This window comes from Zobellia galactanivorans, from assembly GCF_000973105.1.
In the GTDB taxonomy this organism is placed as follows: Bacteria; Bacteroidota; Bacteroidia; order Flavobacteriales; family Flavobacteriaceae; genus Zobellia; species Zobellia galactanivorans.
In genome coordinates this window covers 605,327-619,402 of the sequence record NC_015844.1, presented here as the reverse complement: position 1 = coordinate 619,402, position 14,076 = coordinate 605,327, and the positions used below count along the sequence as shown (strand labels likewise).

Sequence of the window (14,076 nt, the reverse complement as noted above, 5' to 3'; positions counted from 1 at the left end):
CACCATTTCAAAAGAAGTTTGTATAAGGGGCGTTTTTGAACCGTACAGGAATATTATTTTGTCAAATAGGGCTACCTTTTATTCACTTTCAATAATCGCTTCAATGCTATGCGCCAACTTAAAATCTTTTTCCGTAAGGCCCCCTACATCGTGGGTGTTCAGTCGAATGTGCAATGAATTGTAAACGTTGCTCCAGTCGGGGTGGTGCCCTTGGGCCTCGCATTCAAAGGCAATACGCGTCATTACCGAAAAAGTTTCTTTGAAGTCCTTGAATTCGAACGAGGTTTCAATGGCGCCATTGGCGTAATCCCAACCGTCAAGCTTGGCAAGTTGGCTCTCGATTTCTTGTTCAGATAATTTTTTCATAGGTGTGTTGCTGTATTTGCGTGGTTACGAAAACCTGAAATTAATCATTTCAAATTTCTTCGGGGGTAAAAAATACCCTTATTGTGAGTTCTAGCGCATCACATGGTGGTCTATGATATCTTGATAGCTAAACTGTAGGTTTTTAGGGAGTTTGTTGTCTCGGGGCAATACGGCGAGATATCGTTCGTCGTTAGTGGTGAATACCCGCTTGTAGATCGGGGTGAAATCACCGATGCGCTCTACGATTTCCTTTGTGAAATCTTCGTGGTGCACAAGGTCGTTACTGCCAAGATGAAAGATACCTCTTTTATTTCTGTTGATGAGGTAATGGATCTGTTGGGTGAGTTTGTCGTCGTTGGTTACGTTCAAGACCAGATTGGGAAAAACTTCAACAGGCGCATTGTCCCAAATATATTTTTTGATATCCTTTACCCGTGGAGAACTATTTCCGAAAACCATGGGTATACGCAGTATGCCCATTTTTTTTTGGGGAAGCCTAAGGAGCATATTTTCGATTTTGATCTTCAATCGTCCGTATACACTCTCCGAAAGCGTTTTGTCGTGCTCGTAGGAAGGGTATTTGCTATAGGCGTCAAACACATTGGCAGAAGAGAGGAAGTATAGGCAACAATCGTTTTCCTTTACGTATTCGACAAGGTGCCGATGGGCCACGATTTGCGAGGCAAAATTTCCCCTGACGGCCGATACGATTACTTTTGGGCCTACCTTTTCCAGAATTTCATGAACGTCATCCTCTTCCATATTGTATTTGAAGAACTGTTTGTTGCCTTCAAATGATCGTCTGGCCGAATTATACGTGCCGTAGGTGTCAAAATAGTTGCATAGCTCTTTGTATATGGCATTGCCCAAAAAACCACTGGCTCCTAAAATGAGAATTTTTTTACTTCCATCGTCCATCTTTCTCCCTCTCTCTTATGTGTCTGTGCCGCTTATCCTTTGTAAAAAGGCGGCTTTACAATAGTGGCCGGTACCGCATTTTTTCTGATTTGAATGTGTATTTTACTGCCTGCTTCCGCAAATACGCTAGGAACGTAACCTAGGCCTATACCCTTGCCCAACGAAGGGGACATGGTACCGGAGGTTACAATCCCAATGGTCTTTCCTTGTCCGTCCACTATGTCGTACCCCTGTCTTGGTATCCCTCTTTCGTCAAGTTCAAATCCGATCAACTTGCGTTCTGGGGCATGCGCCTTTATTTTGGCCAAGGCTTCGCTGTTTACAAAATCTTTGGTGAACTTGGTGATCCAACCCAATCCGGCTTCAAACGGAGAGGTGCTGTCGTCAATATCGTTACCATATAGGCAATAGCCCATTTCAAGACGTAGGGTGTCACGAGCGGCAAGACCTATGGGTTTGATGTCGTAGGCGGCTCCTGCTTCAAAAACCATGTCCCATACTTGTTGTACCTCGCTGTTCTTGCAATAGATTTCGAATCCGCCCGATCCGGTATAACCGGTAGCCGAAATAATGACATTGTCGATTCCCGCAAAATCGCCTACCACAAAATTGTAGAACTTGATGCTGGCCAAATCGACCGATGTCAGCGATTGCATCGCTTCAACAGCTTTGGGCCCTTGGATGGCCAAAAGTGAAAATTCGTCAGAAATATTGCGCATGGTAGCGCCTATTTCTTCATTGTATTTTGATATATGTGCCCAGTCTTTTTCAATGTTCGAAGCGTTGACTACCAAAAGGTAGGTTTCTTCCTTTATGCGATATACGATAAGATCATCGACAATACCACCTGTTTCATTCGGGAGGCAGCTGTATTGTGCTTTTCCAAGGGTAAGTTTAGAGGCATCGTTAGACGATACTTTTTGAATAAGGTCTAGGGCTTTCGGGCCCTCGATCAAAAACTCTCCCATATGGGAAACATCAAAAACACCCACACCTTTGCGAACGGTCTCGTGTTCTACATTTATGCCTTCATAAGAAACAGGCATATTGTATCCGGCAAAGGGTACCATTTTTGCACCTAAGGCTTCATGGGTCTGGGTCAACGCAGTATTTTTCATCGTACTTCTTTATTTAGGCTTACAAAGCTATTGAAATATTTAACTATTGTATAATTGCGGTTTGATATGTTTTGCATAATCTTTGTAAATTACCCCAAGCATTGTTTCAATGCGAAAAGATCAAACCTCTAAAAAATACAAAATGGTAAGACTACTTTATGTAATGGTAGCGATATGTATGGCTCCTTTGTCCAGCATGGCCCAAGACGAACCTTCCGATTTCCTTTCGGCCGATTTTCACAAGAACAGAAGGGAAGCGGTCCGAAAAATGATGCCCGCCAATAGTGTGGCCGTTTTTTTTGCCAACGCCGTTAGAAATCGTGCCAATGATGTAGATTATGTCTACCATCAAGACCCCAATTTTTATTACCTGACAGGCTATAAGGAGCCGAACTCGGTCTTGCTTATTTTTTCGGAAGATCAAAAAGATGCCAATGGAGAAGTGTACAATGAGACACTTTATGTACAGGAGCGTGACCCGAGGGCCGAGCAATGGAACGGAAAACGTCTGGGAATAGAAGGGGCTAAAAGTAAATTGGGTTTCAAATCGGTCTATAACGGTAGTGCGTTCAAACAAGTGGCCGTCGACTTTCAAAAGTTCGATAAGGTGCTGTTCTTTGATTTTAAGAACGATTATCGCGATTCAAGGGACGGGGCGGATCTCTTCGATTTGATACAAACCTTCAAGGAAAAAACCAATTATCCGGCCGATTACGATGGCTCAAAAGAGCGGTTTTATTCGATGATTACCGCTACGGATGTTGAGAACAGTGCCAATGTGGCCCAAGTTTTGGGGCGTTATTTGAACCGGGACGAAAAGTTGCAGGAAGATGAACTTTTAAGTGGATTTGTAAATGCCGGGGACGATAAGTTGCGAAATGAAATAAAGCAAAAGGTTTCCCTAAAGCTCGATGCCCATAATTTGGATTCCTCTACGCTGGGCGAGATTATGGCGACTTTACGCGAGACCAAACTTGAGGAAGAAATGGCGCTCTTGAAAAAAGCCATAGAGATTTCGGCAGTGGGGCAGGTAGAGGTGATGAAGGCCATGCACCCGAACATGTCGGAAACCGAAATCCAAGGGGTGCACGAATATGTCTATAAGAAATACGGTGCGGAATACGAAGGGTATCCTTCTATTGTAGGAGGAGGCAATAATGGGTGTATTTTGCATTACATAGAAAACAACAAACCTCAGGTAGGCAATGATTTGGTGTTGATGGATCTAGGCGCCGAATACCGGGGCTACACGGCCGATGTTACCCGAACCATACCGGCTAACGGAAAGTTTACCAAGGAACAAAAACAGATATACGATATTGTATATGAAGCTCAGGAAGCGGGTATTAAGGCCAGTGTGGTCGGTGCCCCCTTCCAGGCCCCGGGGCAAGCCGCGAGTAAAGTGGTTACCGAAGGTCTGATGAAACTGGGTATAATCAAAAAGGAAGAAGAGGCCCGTGTTTATTTTCCCCATGGTACTTCGCATTATTTAGGTTTAGATGTACATGATGCCGGAACCTATAGACCTTTTCAGGAAAATACGGTAATTACGGTAGAGCCGGGTATCTATATTCCCGAAGGAAGTGCTTGTGATGAAAAATGGTGGGGTATAGCGGTACGGATAGAAGATGATATCCTAATAACGAAAGACGGGCCGGTAAACCTATCGGCCATGGCGCCTAGAAAGGCAGAGGACATAGAAAAAGTTATGAAGCAACCGAGTCCGTTGGACAAATTTGAGCTTCCGAAGTTGAACTAATAAAAAAGCCCCTAAAATTATTTAGGGGCTTTTTTATTAGCGGTTCAATAGATACTGTTTGAGCTCGTCGTATTCCTTTATGGAAATGGACTTCTTTTCTTTGTCCATTACCTGTTTGATCTGTTCGGGAATATCGACCGACCGACCGATGGTGTCTTCCACCACATCCAAAAATTTTACGGGATGTGCGGTCTCTAAAAAGATACCGTAACAATCGGGATGCGTTTCTTGGTATTTCTTCAACCCTAAATAACCGACAGCCCCATGGGGGTCGGTAATATAGCCGCTTTTAGTGTATACTTTTTTCATGGTTTCCCTGGTTTCCGCATCGGAGAAGGCGTACGAAGAGAGGTTTTTCTGTAACGCTTCAAAATTATCTTGGTACAAATGTCTGATGCGAATGAAATTACTTGGGTCGCCCACATCCATGGCATTTGAGATGGTTGGTGTAGAGGGTTTTGGGGTGTATTCCTTCGTTCTCATGAACTCGGGCACGGTGTCGTTAACATTGGTGGCGGCAATAAAGTGTTTTACGGGCATGCCTAGACGTTGGGCTACCATACCGGCACAGATGTTTCCGAAGTTACCGCTGGGGATGGAGAAAACGATTTCCTTTCCCTTTGCTTTCGCTTGTTTATAGGCAAACAAAAAATAGAACAATTGGGGCAGCCAGCGCGCCACATTGATGGAATTGGCCGATGTCAATTGCATTTTTTCCAGAAGGTCTCCGTCTAAGAAAGCGGTCTTTACCATTTTTTGACAGTCGTCAAAGGTGCCGTCTACTCTAAGGGCGGTTATATTCTGGCCCAAGGTGGTCAGCTGTCGTTCTTGAATATCGCTTACTTTTCCGTTCGGGTAGAGAATGACCACACGAACGCCTTCCACGCCTAAAAAACCATTGGCAACGGCGCCACCGGTGTCACCTGAAGTGGCTACCAATACGGTTACATCTTGCTTTTCCCCTTCTGAAAAATAGCCAAGGCAATTGGCCATAAAGCGTGCGCCGACATCTTTAAAGGCCATGGTGGGACCGTGAAAAAGTTCTAAGGTCGATACGTTTTCCTCAATTTCAACTACCGGAAAGTCAAAGTCAAGGACCTTGGCAATAATTTCGCGGAGCCTGTCGTTGGGAATTTCATCGGATACAAATTGGTGAATGGCATTGAATGCAATTTCATGATCGGTCAAATCTTCGATATGTTCAAAGAAACGCGCGGGAAGGGGCTCTATCCGCTCAGGAAAATACAGTCCTTTATCGGGAGCGATTCCTTTGATTACCGCATCTTTAAACGAAACTTCGGGGGCTTTTTTATTTAGGCTATAAAAATTCATTACTGTAGGGTCTTTATTCCTTCACGGTTAATTTTAGAGACGTGAACATCGTAATCGATACCAATGTTCTTGTATACATTTTTCATGGCGGCCGCAACTTCGTTTGCCATAGCTTCACCTTTGCTGAACGCAAAAATAGAAGGCCCGGAACCCGATATGCCGCAACCTAGGGCACCTGCATTTAAAGCTTCGCTTTTTACTTGGTCAAAACCGGGAATCAATATGGAGCGGATGGGCTCGACGATATGGTCGACCAAGGAACGTCCGATGAGGTCGTAATCTTCAGTGAATAGGCCGGCTATGAGCCCGCCTACGTTGCCCCACTGCTTAATGCCGTCGGCCAAGGTGATATTGGTTTTCAGTATTTTTCGCGAATCAGATGTCTTTACTTCTATTTGTGGGTGGATTACCGTAGCGTACAATTCGGAAGGCGTGTGAATAGGTATAATGTCCAAGGGGGCGTAACTGCGCACCAGGGTAAAGCCTCCAAATAGGGCCGGGGCTACATTGTCGGCATGGGCGACGCCACTTGCCAACCGTTCGCCTTCCATAGAAAACTGAACCAGTTCAAGGGTAGAAAACGGCCTGCCCAATAGCTCGTTCATGGCCCAAACGGCCCCTGTTGAACTCGCTGCGCTGCTGCCGATTCCGCTTCCGGCCTTTATCTTTTTGTGGATTTCGATTTCAAATCCACCTTCGTAGTCGCCTTTTTCCAAAAGAGCCAAGCCTGCTACACCGGCCACATTGCGCTCGGTTTCCATGGGGAGGTCTTGGCCTTCTAATTTAGTGATCCTTATGCCTTTTTCCGAGGTTTTTCGAACCACCATGGTATCGCCAACGTTATCTAGGGCCACACCGAGTACATCAAATCCGCAGGAGACATTGGCAATCGTTGCCGGACAGAATATTTTAATTTCTTCCATAATTAGAAATTTCCGATTCTAATGATATCGGCAAAAATGCCTGAGGCGGTAACGTCGGCCCCTGCACCGGCCCCTTTGATGATCATAGGCTGGTTAGGGTAGCGTTCCGTGTAGAAAAGAACGATATTGTCACTGCCTTCCAAGTTGTAAAAGTCGTGTCCCTTAGGTATGGCCTGAAGGCCTACATTGGCTTTTCCGTTTTCGAATTGGGCCACATACTTTAATTTGCTATCGGCGTCTTGGGCCTCTTTGTACATCTTTTGAAAATCGTCTTCATGCTTGATCAACGAAGCGAAGAAATCTTCATTGTTCGTAGTGTCAAGGCTTTCTTGAGGTAAGAACGATTTGTTTTCAATATCGCCGATCTCTAATTGGTTTCCGCTTTCACGGGCCAAGATCAAGATTTTTCGCATCACATCAACACCGCTCAAATCTATCTTTGGATCCGGTTCGGTATAACCTTCTTGCTGGGCTTGTTTCACGATATCGTGAAAAGTGGTCTTGTCGTTGAAGTTGTTGAAAACAAAGTTCAGGCTTCCGGATAGAACCGCTTGTATCTTAAGGATTTTGTCGCCCGAGGCGATCAAATGTTTTAATGTATCTATAATCGGAAGTCCGGCCCCTACATTGGTCTCGAATAAGAAGGGAGCATTATAGGTTCGCGCAAGCGACTTTAGTTCTTTGTAATTTTCATAGGCCGAAGAACAGGCGATCTTGTTACAGGTAACTACCGAAATGCTGTTGCCCAAATAGGCGTTGTAGGTTTTGGAAACTTCCTCGCTCGCCGTATTATCTACGAAAATGCTGTTGCGGTAATTGAGCTCGTTGACCTTTTTCATGAACTCGACCTTGTCGGCCTTTTGTCCGGCGGCCAGTTCCGCTTCCCAATTTTTAAGGGGAATACCGTTTTCGTCAAAAACCATGGTGCGCGAATTCGACATGCCAATGACGCGTATGTTCAATTTTAGGTTTTCTTTTAAAAACTTCTTTTGTTGGTAGATCTGCTTCAATAATTTAGATCCTACGTTACCCACACCCATTACGAAGAGGTTGAGCTGTTTGATGTTTTCTTCAAAAAATTCTTCGTGAAGGGCGTTGAGGGCTTTTTTAACGTCTTCTTTCTTGATAACGGCCGAAATGTTCCGCTCCGAAGCGCCCTGTGCAATGACACGTAGGTTTACGTTGTTCTTGCCTAAAGTGCTGAACATTTTACCGCTCAGGCCTTGATGGCTTTTCATATTGTCGCCGACCAGTGCTATGATGGCCAAATTTTTTTCCGCAATTACGGGCTTTATCTTTCCGCGTTCTATTTCGTATTCAAAAGCAGTATTCACCACTTCGGTGGCCCTGTCGATATCATCGGCCGAAACACCTACGCAGATAGAGTGTTCCGAAGACGCCTGGGTAATAAGCACTACGCTTATTTCTGATAGGGAAAGCACTTCAAAGAAGCGTTTTGATATACCGGGAATACCTACCATTCCAGGACCTTCAAGAGATAATAGGGCAATATTTTCTACATGGCTGATACCACGCACCGTCTTGCCTTTTTCGTTTTTGTTCTTGGTGATTAAGGTTCCGGAATTATCGGGTTCAAATGTATTTTTAATTACGATGGATATACCTTTGGCCAATACCGGTTGAATGGTTGGGGGGTATAAGACCTTGGCGCCAAAATGCGATAGCTCCATGGCTTCTTCGTACGATATGTGCGGAATGGCCTTGGCCTGTTTTACGATTTTTGGGTTGGCCGTAAACATACCGCTAACATCCGTCCATATTTCCAAGAACTGGGCATTGATGGCCGCAGCTACAATAGCGGCCGTATAATCTGAACCTCCACGGCCTAAGGTGGTAGAGTTGCCGTTTTCCGAGGAAGCGATAAAACCTCCCATAACAATGACTTGGTGGTCGTCTTTATCGAAGAACTTTACGCAGTTGTCATTGGTCAGGTCGAAATTGACCGCGGCCTTACCGTTTATGTCATTGGTCTTGATCAGTTCCCTGCTATCGATATAAGCGGAATTTAAATCCTCTTGAATAAAATATTCGTTGATGATATAAGACGATAGAAGTTCCCCGTAGCTTACGATCTTATCGGAAAGACGAGGAGTGATTTCCCCAATGAGAAAAGCACCTTCGAGTAGGGTTTCTAAAGTGTTGATTTCACTTTTGACCTTGCTTAGTACCTTGCTTTGGGCGCTTACGTGAATAAGTGATTTGGCCGTATCCAAGTGTCGGTCTTCGATTTCTTTTAAAATAGATTTATAACCTTGGTCTTGGGCAGAGGCTTGTTGTGCCGCATTGAGCAAGAGGTCGGTAACACCACCGAAAGCAGATACCACAACAATAGTTTTTTTGGCATCTGATTGGGATACGATATTTTTTACTAATGATATGTTGGAGGCGTTGGCTACGGATGTGCCGCCGAATTTTAAAACTTTCATGTTAGAGGAAATTAACTCTTAAAAATAGATTGGGTGCGAAATAACGCGATAACGAACTGATATGTTTTTGCCTACCCCAAAGGGGTGGTGGTGCCAAATGTGTTGATAGAACCATTGGTCGTGAAGAAAAGTTCAGTTGATATGTTTGCGATATGCTGGTACATTGTAAAAATGAAAGCATCAAAAGTAGTACTTTTGGACTCTTAATCAAATTTTTGTTGCTAGTTATTGGGCCATAATGTTAATTACTTACATTATTGAAAATTTTGTGAGATTTTTGCATAAAATTATAGCTATTGCATCATTGTTTGAGCGGCGAGCTAACAAGTGGAAACCATATACATACTTAACAACCAGATAATTCTACAATCGTATACATGAAAATTTTCTCAGCAAAACAAATCTATGAAGCCGATAAGGCTACGATAAAAAAGAACGGTATAAGCAGTGATGAATTGATGGAAGGCGTTGCTGTTCAACTTTTCAATTGGTTGCACTATAGAATTCAGGGCGCCCCGGTCAAAATTCACCTCTTCTGTGGTATTGGTAATAATGGGGGAGACGGCATTGCACTGTCGAGGCACTTACTAGAACACGGTTATAATATTGAGGTGTACGTTGTGAATTATAGCAAGAAACGGTCCGATGATTTTTTAGTGAACCTAGACCGTTTGAAAGACCGGAAAGTATGGCCCGAGTTTTTGGAGGAAAGCTCCGTTTTGCCTGAAATAGGGCGGGATGATATTGTGGTGGATGCCATTTTTGGTATTGGCCTGAACCGTGCTCCCGATACTTGGGTGGTAAAATTGTTCGACCATATCCGGCAATCGGAAGCCTTTGTGCTTTCTGTTGATATTCCGTCAGGATTGTTCACCGATAAGGTGCCCCACGACGAAAATGCGGTGATAAGGGCGAACCATACCTTAAGTTTTCAAGTGCCGAAATTGGTGTTTTTCTTGCCTGAAACTGGTGTCTTTACCGAGCAATGGGAGGTTTTGGATATTGGTATTGATCCCGAATTCTTAACGAATACGGAAACGGATTATGAGTTGATAGGGAAGAACGAAATGCTTCCCGTCTATATCCCCAGGGAAAAATTTTCGCATAAGGGAAGTCATGGACACGGACTTATTGTCGGGGGAAGCTATGGTAAGGTCGGTGCGGTGCATTTGGCTTCTAAGGCATGTTTGTATGCAGGTAGCGGCTTGGTAACGGCCTATGTTCCCAAATGTGGCTATGTGCCCCTGCAGACGAATTTCCCCGAAGCTATGGTCATAACCGATGTCGATGAAGAAGTTATATCTAAAATCGAGTTTGATATTGACCCAACGGTAATCGGTATCGGTGTTGGAATGGGGAAAGATAAACGTAGTGTGCAGGCTCTCGATGATTTTTTGAATAGCAATAAAAAACCCTTGGTAATTGATGCCGATGCCTTGAACATACTTGCAGAAAACAGGCATTTGTTGGATAAAATCCCCGCGCAAAGCGTATTGACCCCCCATCCAAAAGAATTGGAAAGGTTGATCGGTACTTGGAAGGATGATTTTGATAAATTGGATAAGGCAAAAGCATTTTCAAAGAAATACGACTGTGTTTTGGTGATCAAAGGCTCGCATACCATTACCCTCTATGATGAAAAGGGATATATCAACACTACTGGGAACCCAGGTATGGGAACCGGTGGAACGGGGGACCTGTTGACCGGTATGGTAACGGGACTTATAGCTCAGGGATACAATCCGCTTAACGCCGCTGTTTTTGGGGTGTACCTACATGGAAGGGCAGGGGATATAGCCGTTGAAAAAACGGGATATCAGGCATTGACCGCTAGTGCGGTTGCCGAAAGTATCGGTGCGGCCTTTATCGACTTGTTTGCCGTACCTGAAAATAGGCCTCGGCCGAACGAAAACGATACGGCCCAAGAATAAGGAAATGTTTCATAGACATAAAAAAACTCAAGATTTTTAAAATCTTGAGTTTTTTTATACCAATTGATAGGTGTACTATTTAGCTTTTGCGCGACGCTTTACCCAAGCTACCGCATTGTCATATTCAATAAAGAATTTCATGGGTTTTTTATAGAATAGCTTTTCGATCTTGAAATTATGCATGTCTATTTCCTTTACCGATACTATGGCAAATGCCTTCAGGTTGTCCAATTGACGTAGATACGTATATATAGTTGGGTCTACGGCATACGATTTTTTCCTTAGGCTGATGTAGCCGAAGTTTTTATCCCTGAAATGAATTTCTGAAATGCCTATGATTTGATATACTCTTTCTAAAGTGAGTGTAGCGCCTTCATCGAACAGCGAAACCATATGGTTTTCGTAAACTTGTATTTTTCCAACATCTAATTGATACTCCCTGACTATAACAGTCTTTTTTGGTCGCCTCACTTTCATTTTAAATTTATTATAATGTCCTGTGACGAATGTAGATGTATCGTTATCTATTGAGAAAAATAATAGATTAAAAGCGTAAATATCGTTTATAGTGCTGTTGTTGAAGCTTTATTGTACTGGGTTCTTGGGGTCTAATTCTTTGTAAAAGAAAAAAGGGAGCCCATATAATAGGCTCCCTTGATAGAATTTATGGCGGTAAAAATTAGGTATTCGAAGACTTTTCCGCTTTTTTGATTTCTATGGTAAGTTCCTCTTTTTTCTCGTCGAGGTCCATGATAATACTATCGCCATCTTCAAGTTTTGAGTTTACGATCTCTTCGGCCAGTGCATCTTCAATATATTTTTGAATAGCCCTTTTTAAAGGTCTGGCGCCATATTGTTTATCAAAACCCTTGTCGGCAATGTAGTCTTTGGCTTTATCGGTTAATTTTAAATCGTAGCCGATATCCTTAATTCTAGCAAAAAGCTTTTTAAGTTCAATATCTATGATTTTGTGGATGTCTTCTCTTTCAAGTGCATTAAATACGATCACATCGTCGATCCTGTTCAAGAATTCGGGTGCGAAGGCCTTTTTAAGGGCACCTTCTATAACACTCTTTTGGTGACTGTCTTCTTGGGACTTCATGGCCGATGTGCCGAAGCCGATACCTTGTCCGAAATCTTTTAGTTTTCTCGCGCCAATGTTTGAGGTCATAATGATAATAGAGTTTCTAAAATCAATTTTTCTGCCCAAACTATCGGTAAGGTAGCCGTCGTCTAGCACTTGTAGCAACATATTGAATACATCGGGATGTGCTTTTTCTACTTCATCTAGAAGAATAACGGAGTAAGGCTTGCGTCTTACCTTTTCGGTCAACTGACCGCCTTCTTCGTAGCCTACATATCCTGGAGGTGCTCCTACCAATCGGGAAATGGCGAATTTTTCCATGTATTCGCTCATATCGATACGAATCAAGGCATCTTCAGAGTCAAAAAGTTCCTTGGCCAGTACTTTGGCCAATTGGGTTTTGCCTACCCCGGTCTGACCTAGGAAGATGAACGAACCAATAGGCTTGTTCGGATCTTTCAGTCCGGCCCGGTTTCTTTGAATGGCCTTGGCTACTTTTGCTACCGCCTCGTCTTGACCGATTACGTTTGATTTGATCAAGTTGGGCAGTTCGGCAAGTTTGTTGCTTTCCGTTTGTGCAATTCGGTTTACGGGTATGCCGCTCATCATGGAAACCACGTCGGCCACATTGTCTTCCGTTACCGTTTCTTTATGAAGCTTACTGTCTTCTTCCCATTTTTCTTGAGCGGTAGCCAAGTCTTTTTCAAGACGTTTCTCGTCATCGCGCAATTTAGCGGCCTCTTCGTATTTCTGTTTTTTGACCACGCTGTTCTTTAGCTCGCGAACATCTTCAAGTTGTTTTTCGAGTTCAAGGATCTGCTTGGGTACATCCATGTTAACGATATGGACGCGAGAACCTGCTTCGTCAAGGGCATCAATGGCCTTGTCCGGTAAGAATCGGTCCGTCATATAACGGTTCGTAAGCTTAACACAGGCTATGATAGCTTCGTCAGTGTAGTTTACGTTATGGTGGTCTTCGTATTTCCCTTTGATGTTGTGAAGAATTTCAATGGTTTCCTCAACCGTAGTCGGTTCAACGATTACCTTTTGAAAGCGTCTTTCGAGCGCCCCGTCTTTTTCAATGTACTGTCGGTACTCATCTAGGGTAGTGGCACCTATACATTGGATTTCGCCCCGGGCCAATGCCGGTTTGAACATGTTGGAGGCATCTAAACTGCCCGTAGCACCGCCTGCACCTACAATGGTGTGTATCTCGTCAATGAAAAGGATGACATCGTCATTCTTTTCAAGTTCGTTCATTACCGCCTTCATGCGCTCTTCGAACTGGCCACGGTATTTTGTGCCGGCTACCAAAGACGCCAGATCAAGGGTCACCACCCTTTTGTTGTATAGGATACGGGAAACCTTTTTGTTGATGATCCTTAAGGCCAAGCCTTCGGCAATGGCACTTTTACCAACACCGGGCTCTCCGATCAAAAGCGGGTTGTTTTTCTTTCTTCTACTTAGTATTTGGGAAACACGTTCAATTTCCTTGTCCCTTCCCACAACGGGGTCTAGCTTGTTTTCCTCGGCCATGAGTGTAAGGTCGCGGCCAAAGTTGTCCAGTACGGGGGTTTTTGATTTTTTGTTTCCTTTTGGTCCTGCCGTAGTGCCAAAACTTCCTTCTTTTCCTTCGTTGTCGTCGCTATCGCTCGGAAACGATTCGGAAGTTGGGGCGTCTACAATATCGTCGTCGCTTGTAATCATAAATTTAAACTGTTCCTTTACACCGTCGTAATCTACTTTCAACTTGTGAAGCAGTTTCGTGGTGGGGTCATTTTCGTTCCTTAGAATGCACAATAGCAAATGGGCCGTATTGATCGAGGAGCTCTGGAAAAGCTTGGCTTCTAAAAATGTGGTTTTTAGGGCACGCTCCGCCTGTCTCGTCAAGTGCAAGTTCTTTTTATCTTTTTGTAAGTTGTTCGGGTTTGGATTGGAGGGGCTGAGAATTTCGACCTTTCGCCTGAGGTGATCTAAATCCACCTCCATAGCGTCAAGAATGCTAATTGCCTTGCCGTTACCATCCCGCAAAAGCCCCAGCATCAAGTGCTCGGTACCAATGAAATCATGGCCCAACCGCAGCGCTTCTTCTTTGCTGTAAGCAATTACGTCTTTTACCCTCGGTGAAAAATTATCATCCATAAAATTATCCTTTCATCTATAAAATTAGTAAAACTATACCAATCTAACGCAAATAG

At 43.8% G+C, this 14,076-nt stretch carries 10 protein-coding genes; 2 read left to right on the top strand and 8 right to left on the bottom strand.

Annotated elements, in window-relative coordinates; all coding sequences use genetic code 11:
• Window positions 1-78: 78 nt before the first annotated feature.
• The 3 genes from ZOBGAL_RS02205 to gcvT form a co-directional block, all read right to left on the bottom strand.
• The gene (locus ZOBGAL_RS02205; RefSeq protein WP_013991861.1) at window positions 79-366 is read right to left on the bottom strand and encodes a 4a-hydroxytetrahydrobiopterin dehydratase; all 288 of its coding nucleotides are present in this window, start codon (window positions 364-366) and stop codon (window positions 79-81) included.
• A 90-nt stretch (window positions 367-456) separates the two neighbouring features.
• The gene (locus tag ZOBGAL_RS02200) at window positions 457-1,284 is read right to left on the bottom strand and encodes a sugar nucleotide-binding protein (protein ID WP_013991860.1); all 828 of its coding nucleotides are present in this window, start codon (window positions 1,282-1,284) and stop codon (window positions 457-459) included.
• Between the two features lie 32 nt (window positions 1,285-1,316).
• Window positions 1,317-2,402 carry a glycine cleavage system aminomethyltransferase GcvT gene (gene gcvT / locus ZOBGAL_RS02195; protein ID WP_013991859.1) on the bottom strand — a complete coding sequence of 362 codons (1,086 nt, stop codon included), beginning with the start codon at window positions 2,400-2,402 and terminating at the stop codon, window positions 1,317-1,319.
• A gap of 142 nt (window positions 2,403-2,544) precedes the next feature.
• On the opposite strand from gcvT, the gene ZOBGAL_RS02190 reads away from it, so the two are divergent.
• Window positions 2,545-4,161, top strand: coding sequence for an aminopeptidase P family protein (locus tag ZOBGAL_RS02190; RefSeq protein ID WP_046287709.1), 1,617 nt, complete (start codon window positions 2,545-2,547; stop codon window positions 4,159-4,161).
• Window positions 4,162-4,197: 36 nt separating this feature from the next.
• On the opposite strand, the gene thrC is transcribed toward ZOBGAL_RS02190, so the two are convergent.
• From thrC to thrA, 3 genes are read right to left on the bottom strand one after another with little or no spacing between them, the layout of a single operon-like run.
• Window positions 4,198-5,493 carry a threonine synthase gene (gene thrC / locus ZOBGAL_RS02185; protein ID WP_013991857.1) on the bottom strand — a complete coding sequence of 432 codons (1,296 nt, stop codon included), beginning with the start codon at window positions 5,491-5,493 and terminating at the stop codon, window positions 4,198-4,200.
• Window positions 5,493-6,416, bottom strand: a complete 924-nt coding sequence (locus tag ZOBGAL_RS02180) for a homoserine kinase (protein ID WP_013991856.1) — start codon at window positions 6,414-6,416, stop codon at window positions 5,493-5,495. The genes thrC and ZOBGAL_RS02180 overlap by 1 nt, the downstream gene beginning before the upstream one ends.
• A 2-nt stretch (window positions 6,417-6,418) precedes the next feature.
• On the bottom strand, window positions 6,419-8,863 hold the full coding sequence (gene thrA, locus ZOBGAL_RS02175; protein ID WP_013991855.1) for a bifunctional aspartate kinase/homoserine dehydrogenase I: 2,445 nt from the start codon (window positions 8,861-8,863) through the stop codon (window positions 6,419-6,421).
• Window positions 8,864-9,240: 377 nt separating this feature from the next.
• Here thrA and ZOBGAL_RS02170 point away from each other — a divergent pair, with 377 nt between their 5' ends.
• Window positions 9,241-10,794: a bifunctional ADP-dependent NAD(P)H-hydrate dehydratase/NAD(P)H-hydrate epimerase gene (locus tag ZOBGAL_RS02170; RefSeq protein WP_013991854.1), complete on the top strand. Its 1,554-nt coding sequence runs from the start codon at window positions 9,241-9,243 to the stop codon at window positions 10,792-10,794.
• Window positions 10,795-10,869: 75 nt separating this feature from the next.
• Here ZOBGAL_RS02170 and ZOBGAL_RS02165 read toward each other — a convergent pair whose 3' ends face one another.
• Both ZOBGAL_RS02165 and ZOBGAL_RS02160 read right to left on the bottom strand, forming a co-directional pair.
• Complete coding sequence (locus ZOBGAL_RS02165) at window positions 10,870-11,271, bottom strand: hypothetical protein (RefSeq protein ID WP_013991853.1); 402 nt, start codon at window positions 11,269-11,271, stop codon at window positions 10,870-10,872.
• A gap of 202 nt (window positions 11,272-11,473) precedes the next feature.
• A complete protein-coding gene (locus ZOBGAL_RS02160; protein WP_013991852.1) occupies window positions 11,474-14,020 on the bottom strand; it encodes an ATP-dependent Clp protease ATP-binding subunit in 2,547 nt (848 codons plus the stop codon).
• Between the last annotated feature and the right edge of the window lie 56 nt (window positions 14,021-14,076).

What these genes read in the sequence shown, in the direction of transcription:
- thrC (WP_013991857.1), bottom strand. Translation starts at nt 5,493, where the DNA reads ATGAATTTTTATAGCCTAAATAAAAAAGCCCCCGAAGTTTCGTTTAAA.
- ZOBGAL_RS02180 (WP_013991856.1), bottom strand. Translation starts at nt 6,416, where the DNA reads ATGGAAGAAATTAAAATATTCTGTCCGGCAACGATTGCCAATGTCTCC.
- ZOBGAL_RS02165 (WP_013991853.1), bottom strand. Translation starts at nt 11,271, where the DNA reads ATGAAAGTGAGGCGACCAAAAAAGACTGTTATAGTCAGGGAGTATCAA.
- ZOBGAL_RS02160 (WP_013991852.1), bottom strand. Translation starts at nt 14,020, where the DNA reads ATGGATGATAATTTTTCACCGAGGGTAAAAGACGTAATTGCTTACAGC.
- gcvT (WP_013991859.1), bottom strand. Translation starts at nt 2,402, where the DNA reads ATGAAAAATACTGCGTTGACCCAGACCCATGAAGCCTTAGGTGCAAAA.
- ZOBGAL_RS02205 (WP_013991861.1), bottom strand. Translation starts at nt 366, where the DNA reads ATGAAAAAATTATCTGAACAAGAAATCGAGAGCCAACTTGCCAAGCTT.
- ZOBGAL_RS02170 (WP_013991854.1), top strand. Translation starts at nt 9,241, where the DNA reads ATGAAAATTTTCTCAGCAAAACAAATCTATGAAGCCGATAAGGCTACG.
- ZOBGAL_RS02190 (WP_046287709.1), top strand. Translation starts at nt 2,545, where the DNA reads ATGGTAAGACTACTTTATGTAATGGTAGCGATATGTATGGCTCCTTTG.
- ZOBGAL_RS02200 (WP_013991860.1), bottom strand. Translation starts at nt 1,284, where the DNA reads ATGGACGATGGAAGTAAAAAAATTCTCATTTTAGGAGCCAGTGGTTTT.
- thrA (WP_013991855.1), bottom strand. Translation starts at nt 8,863, where the DNA reads ATGAAAGTTTTAAAATTCGGCGGCACATCCGTAGCCAACGCCTCCAAC.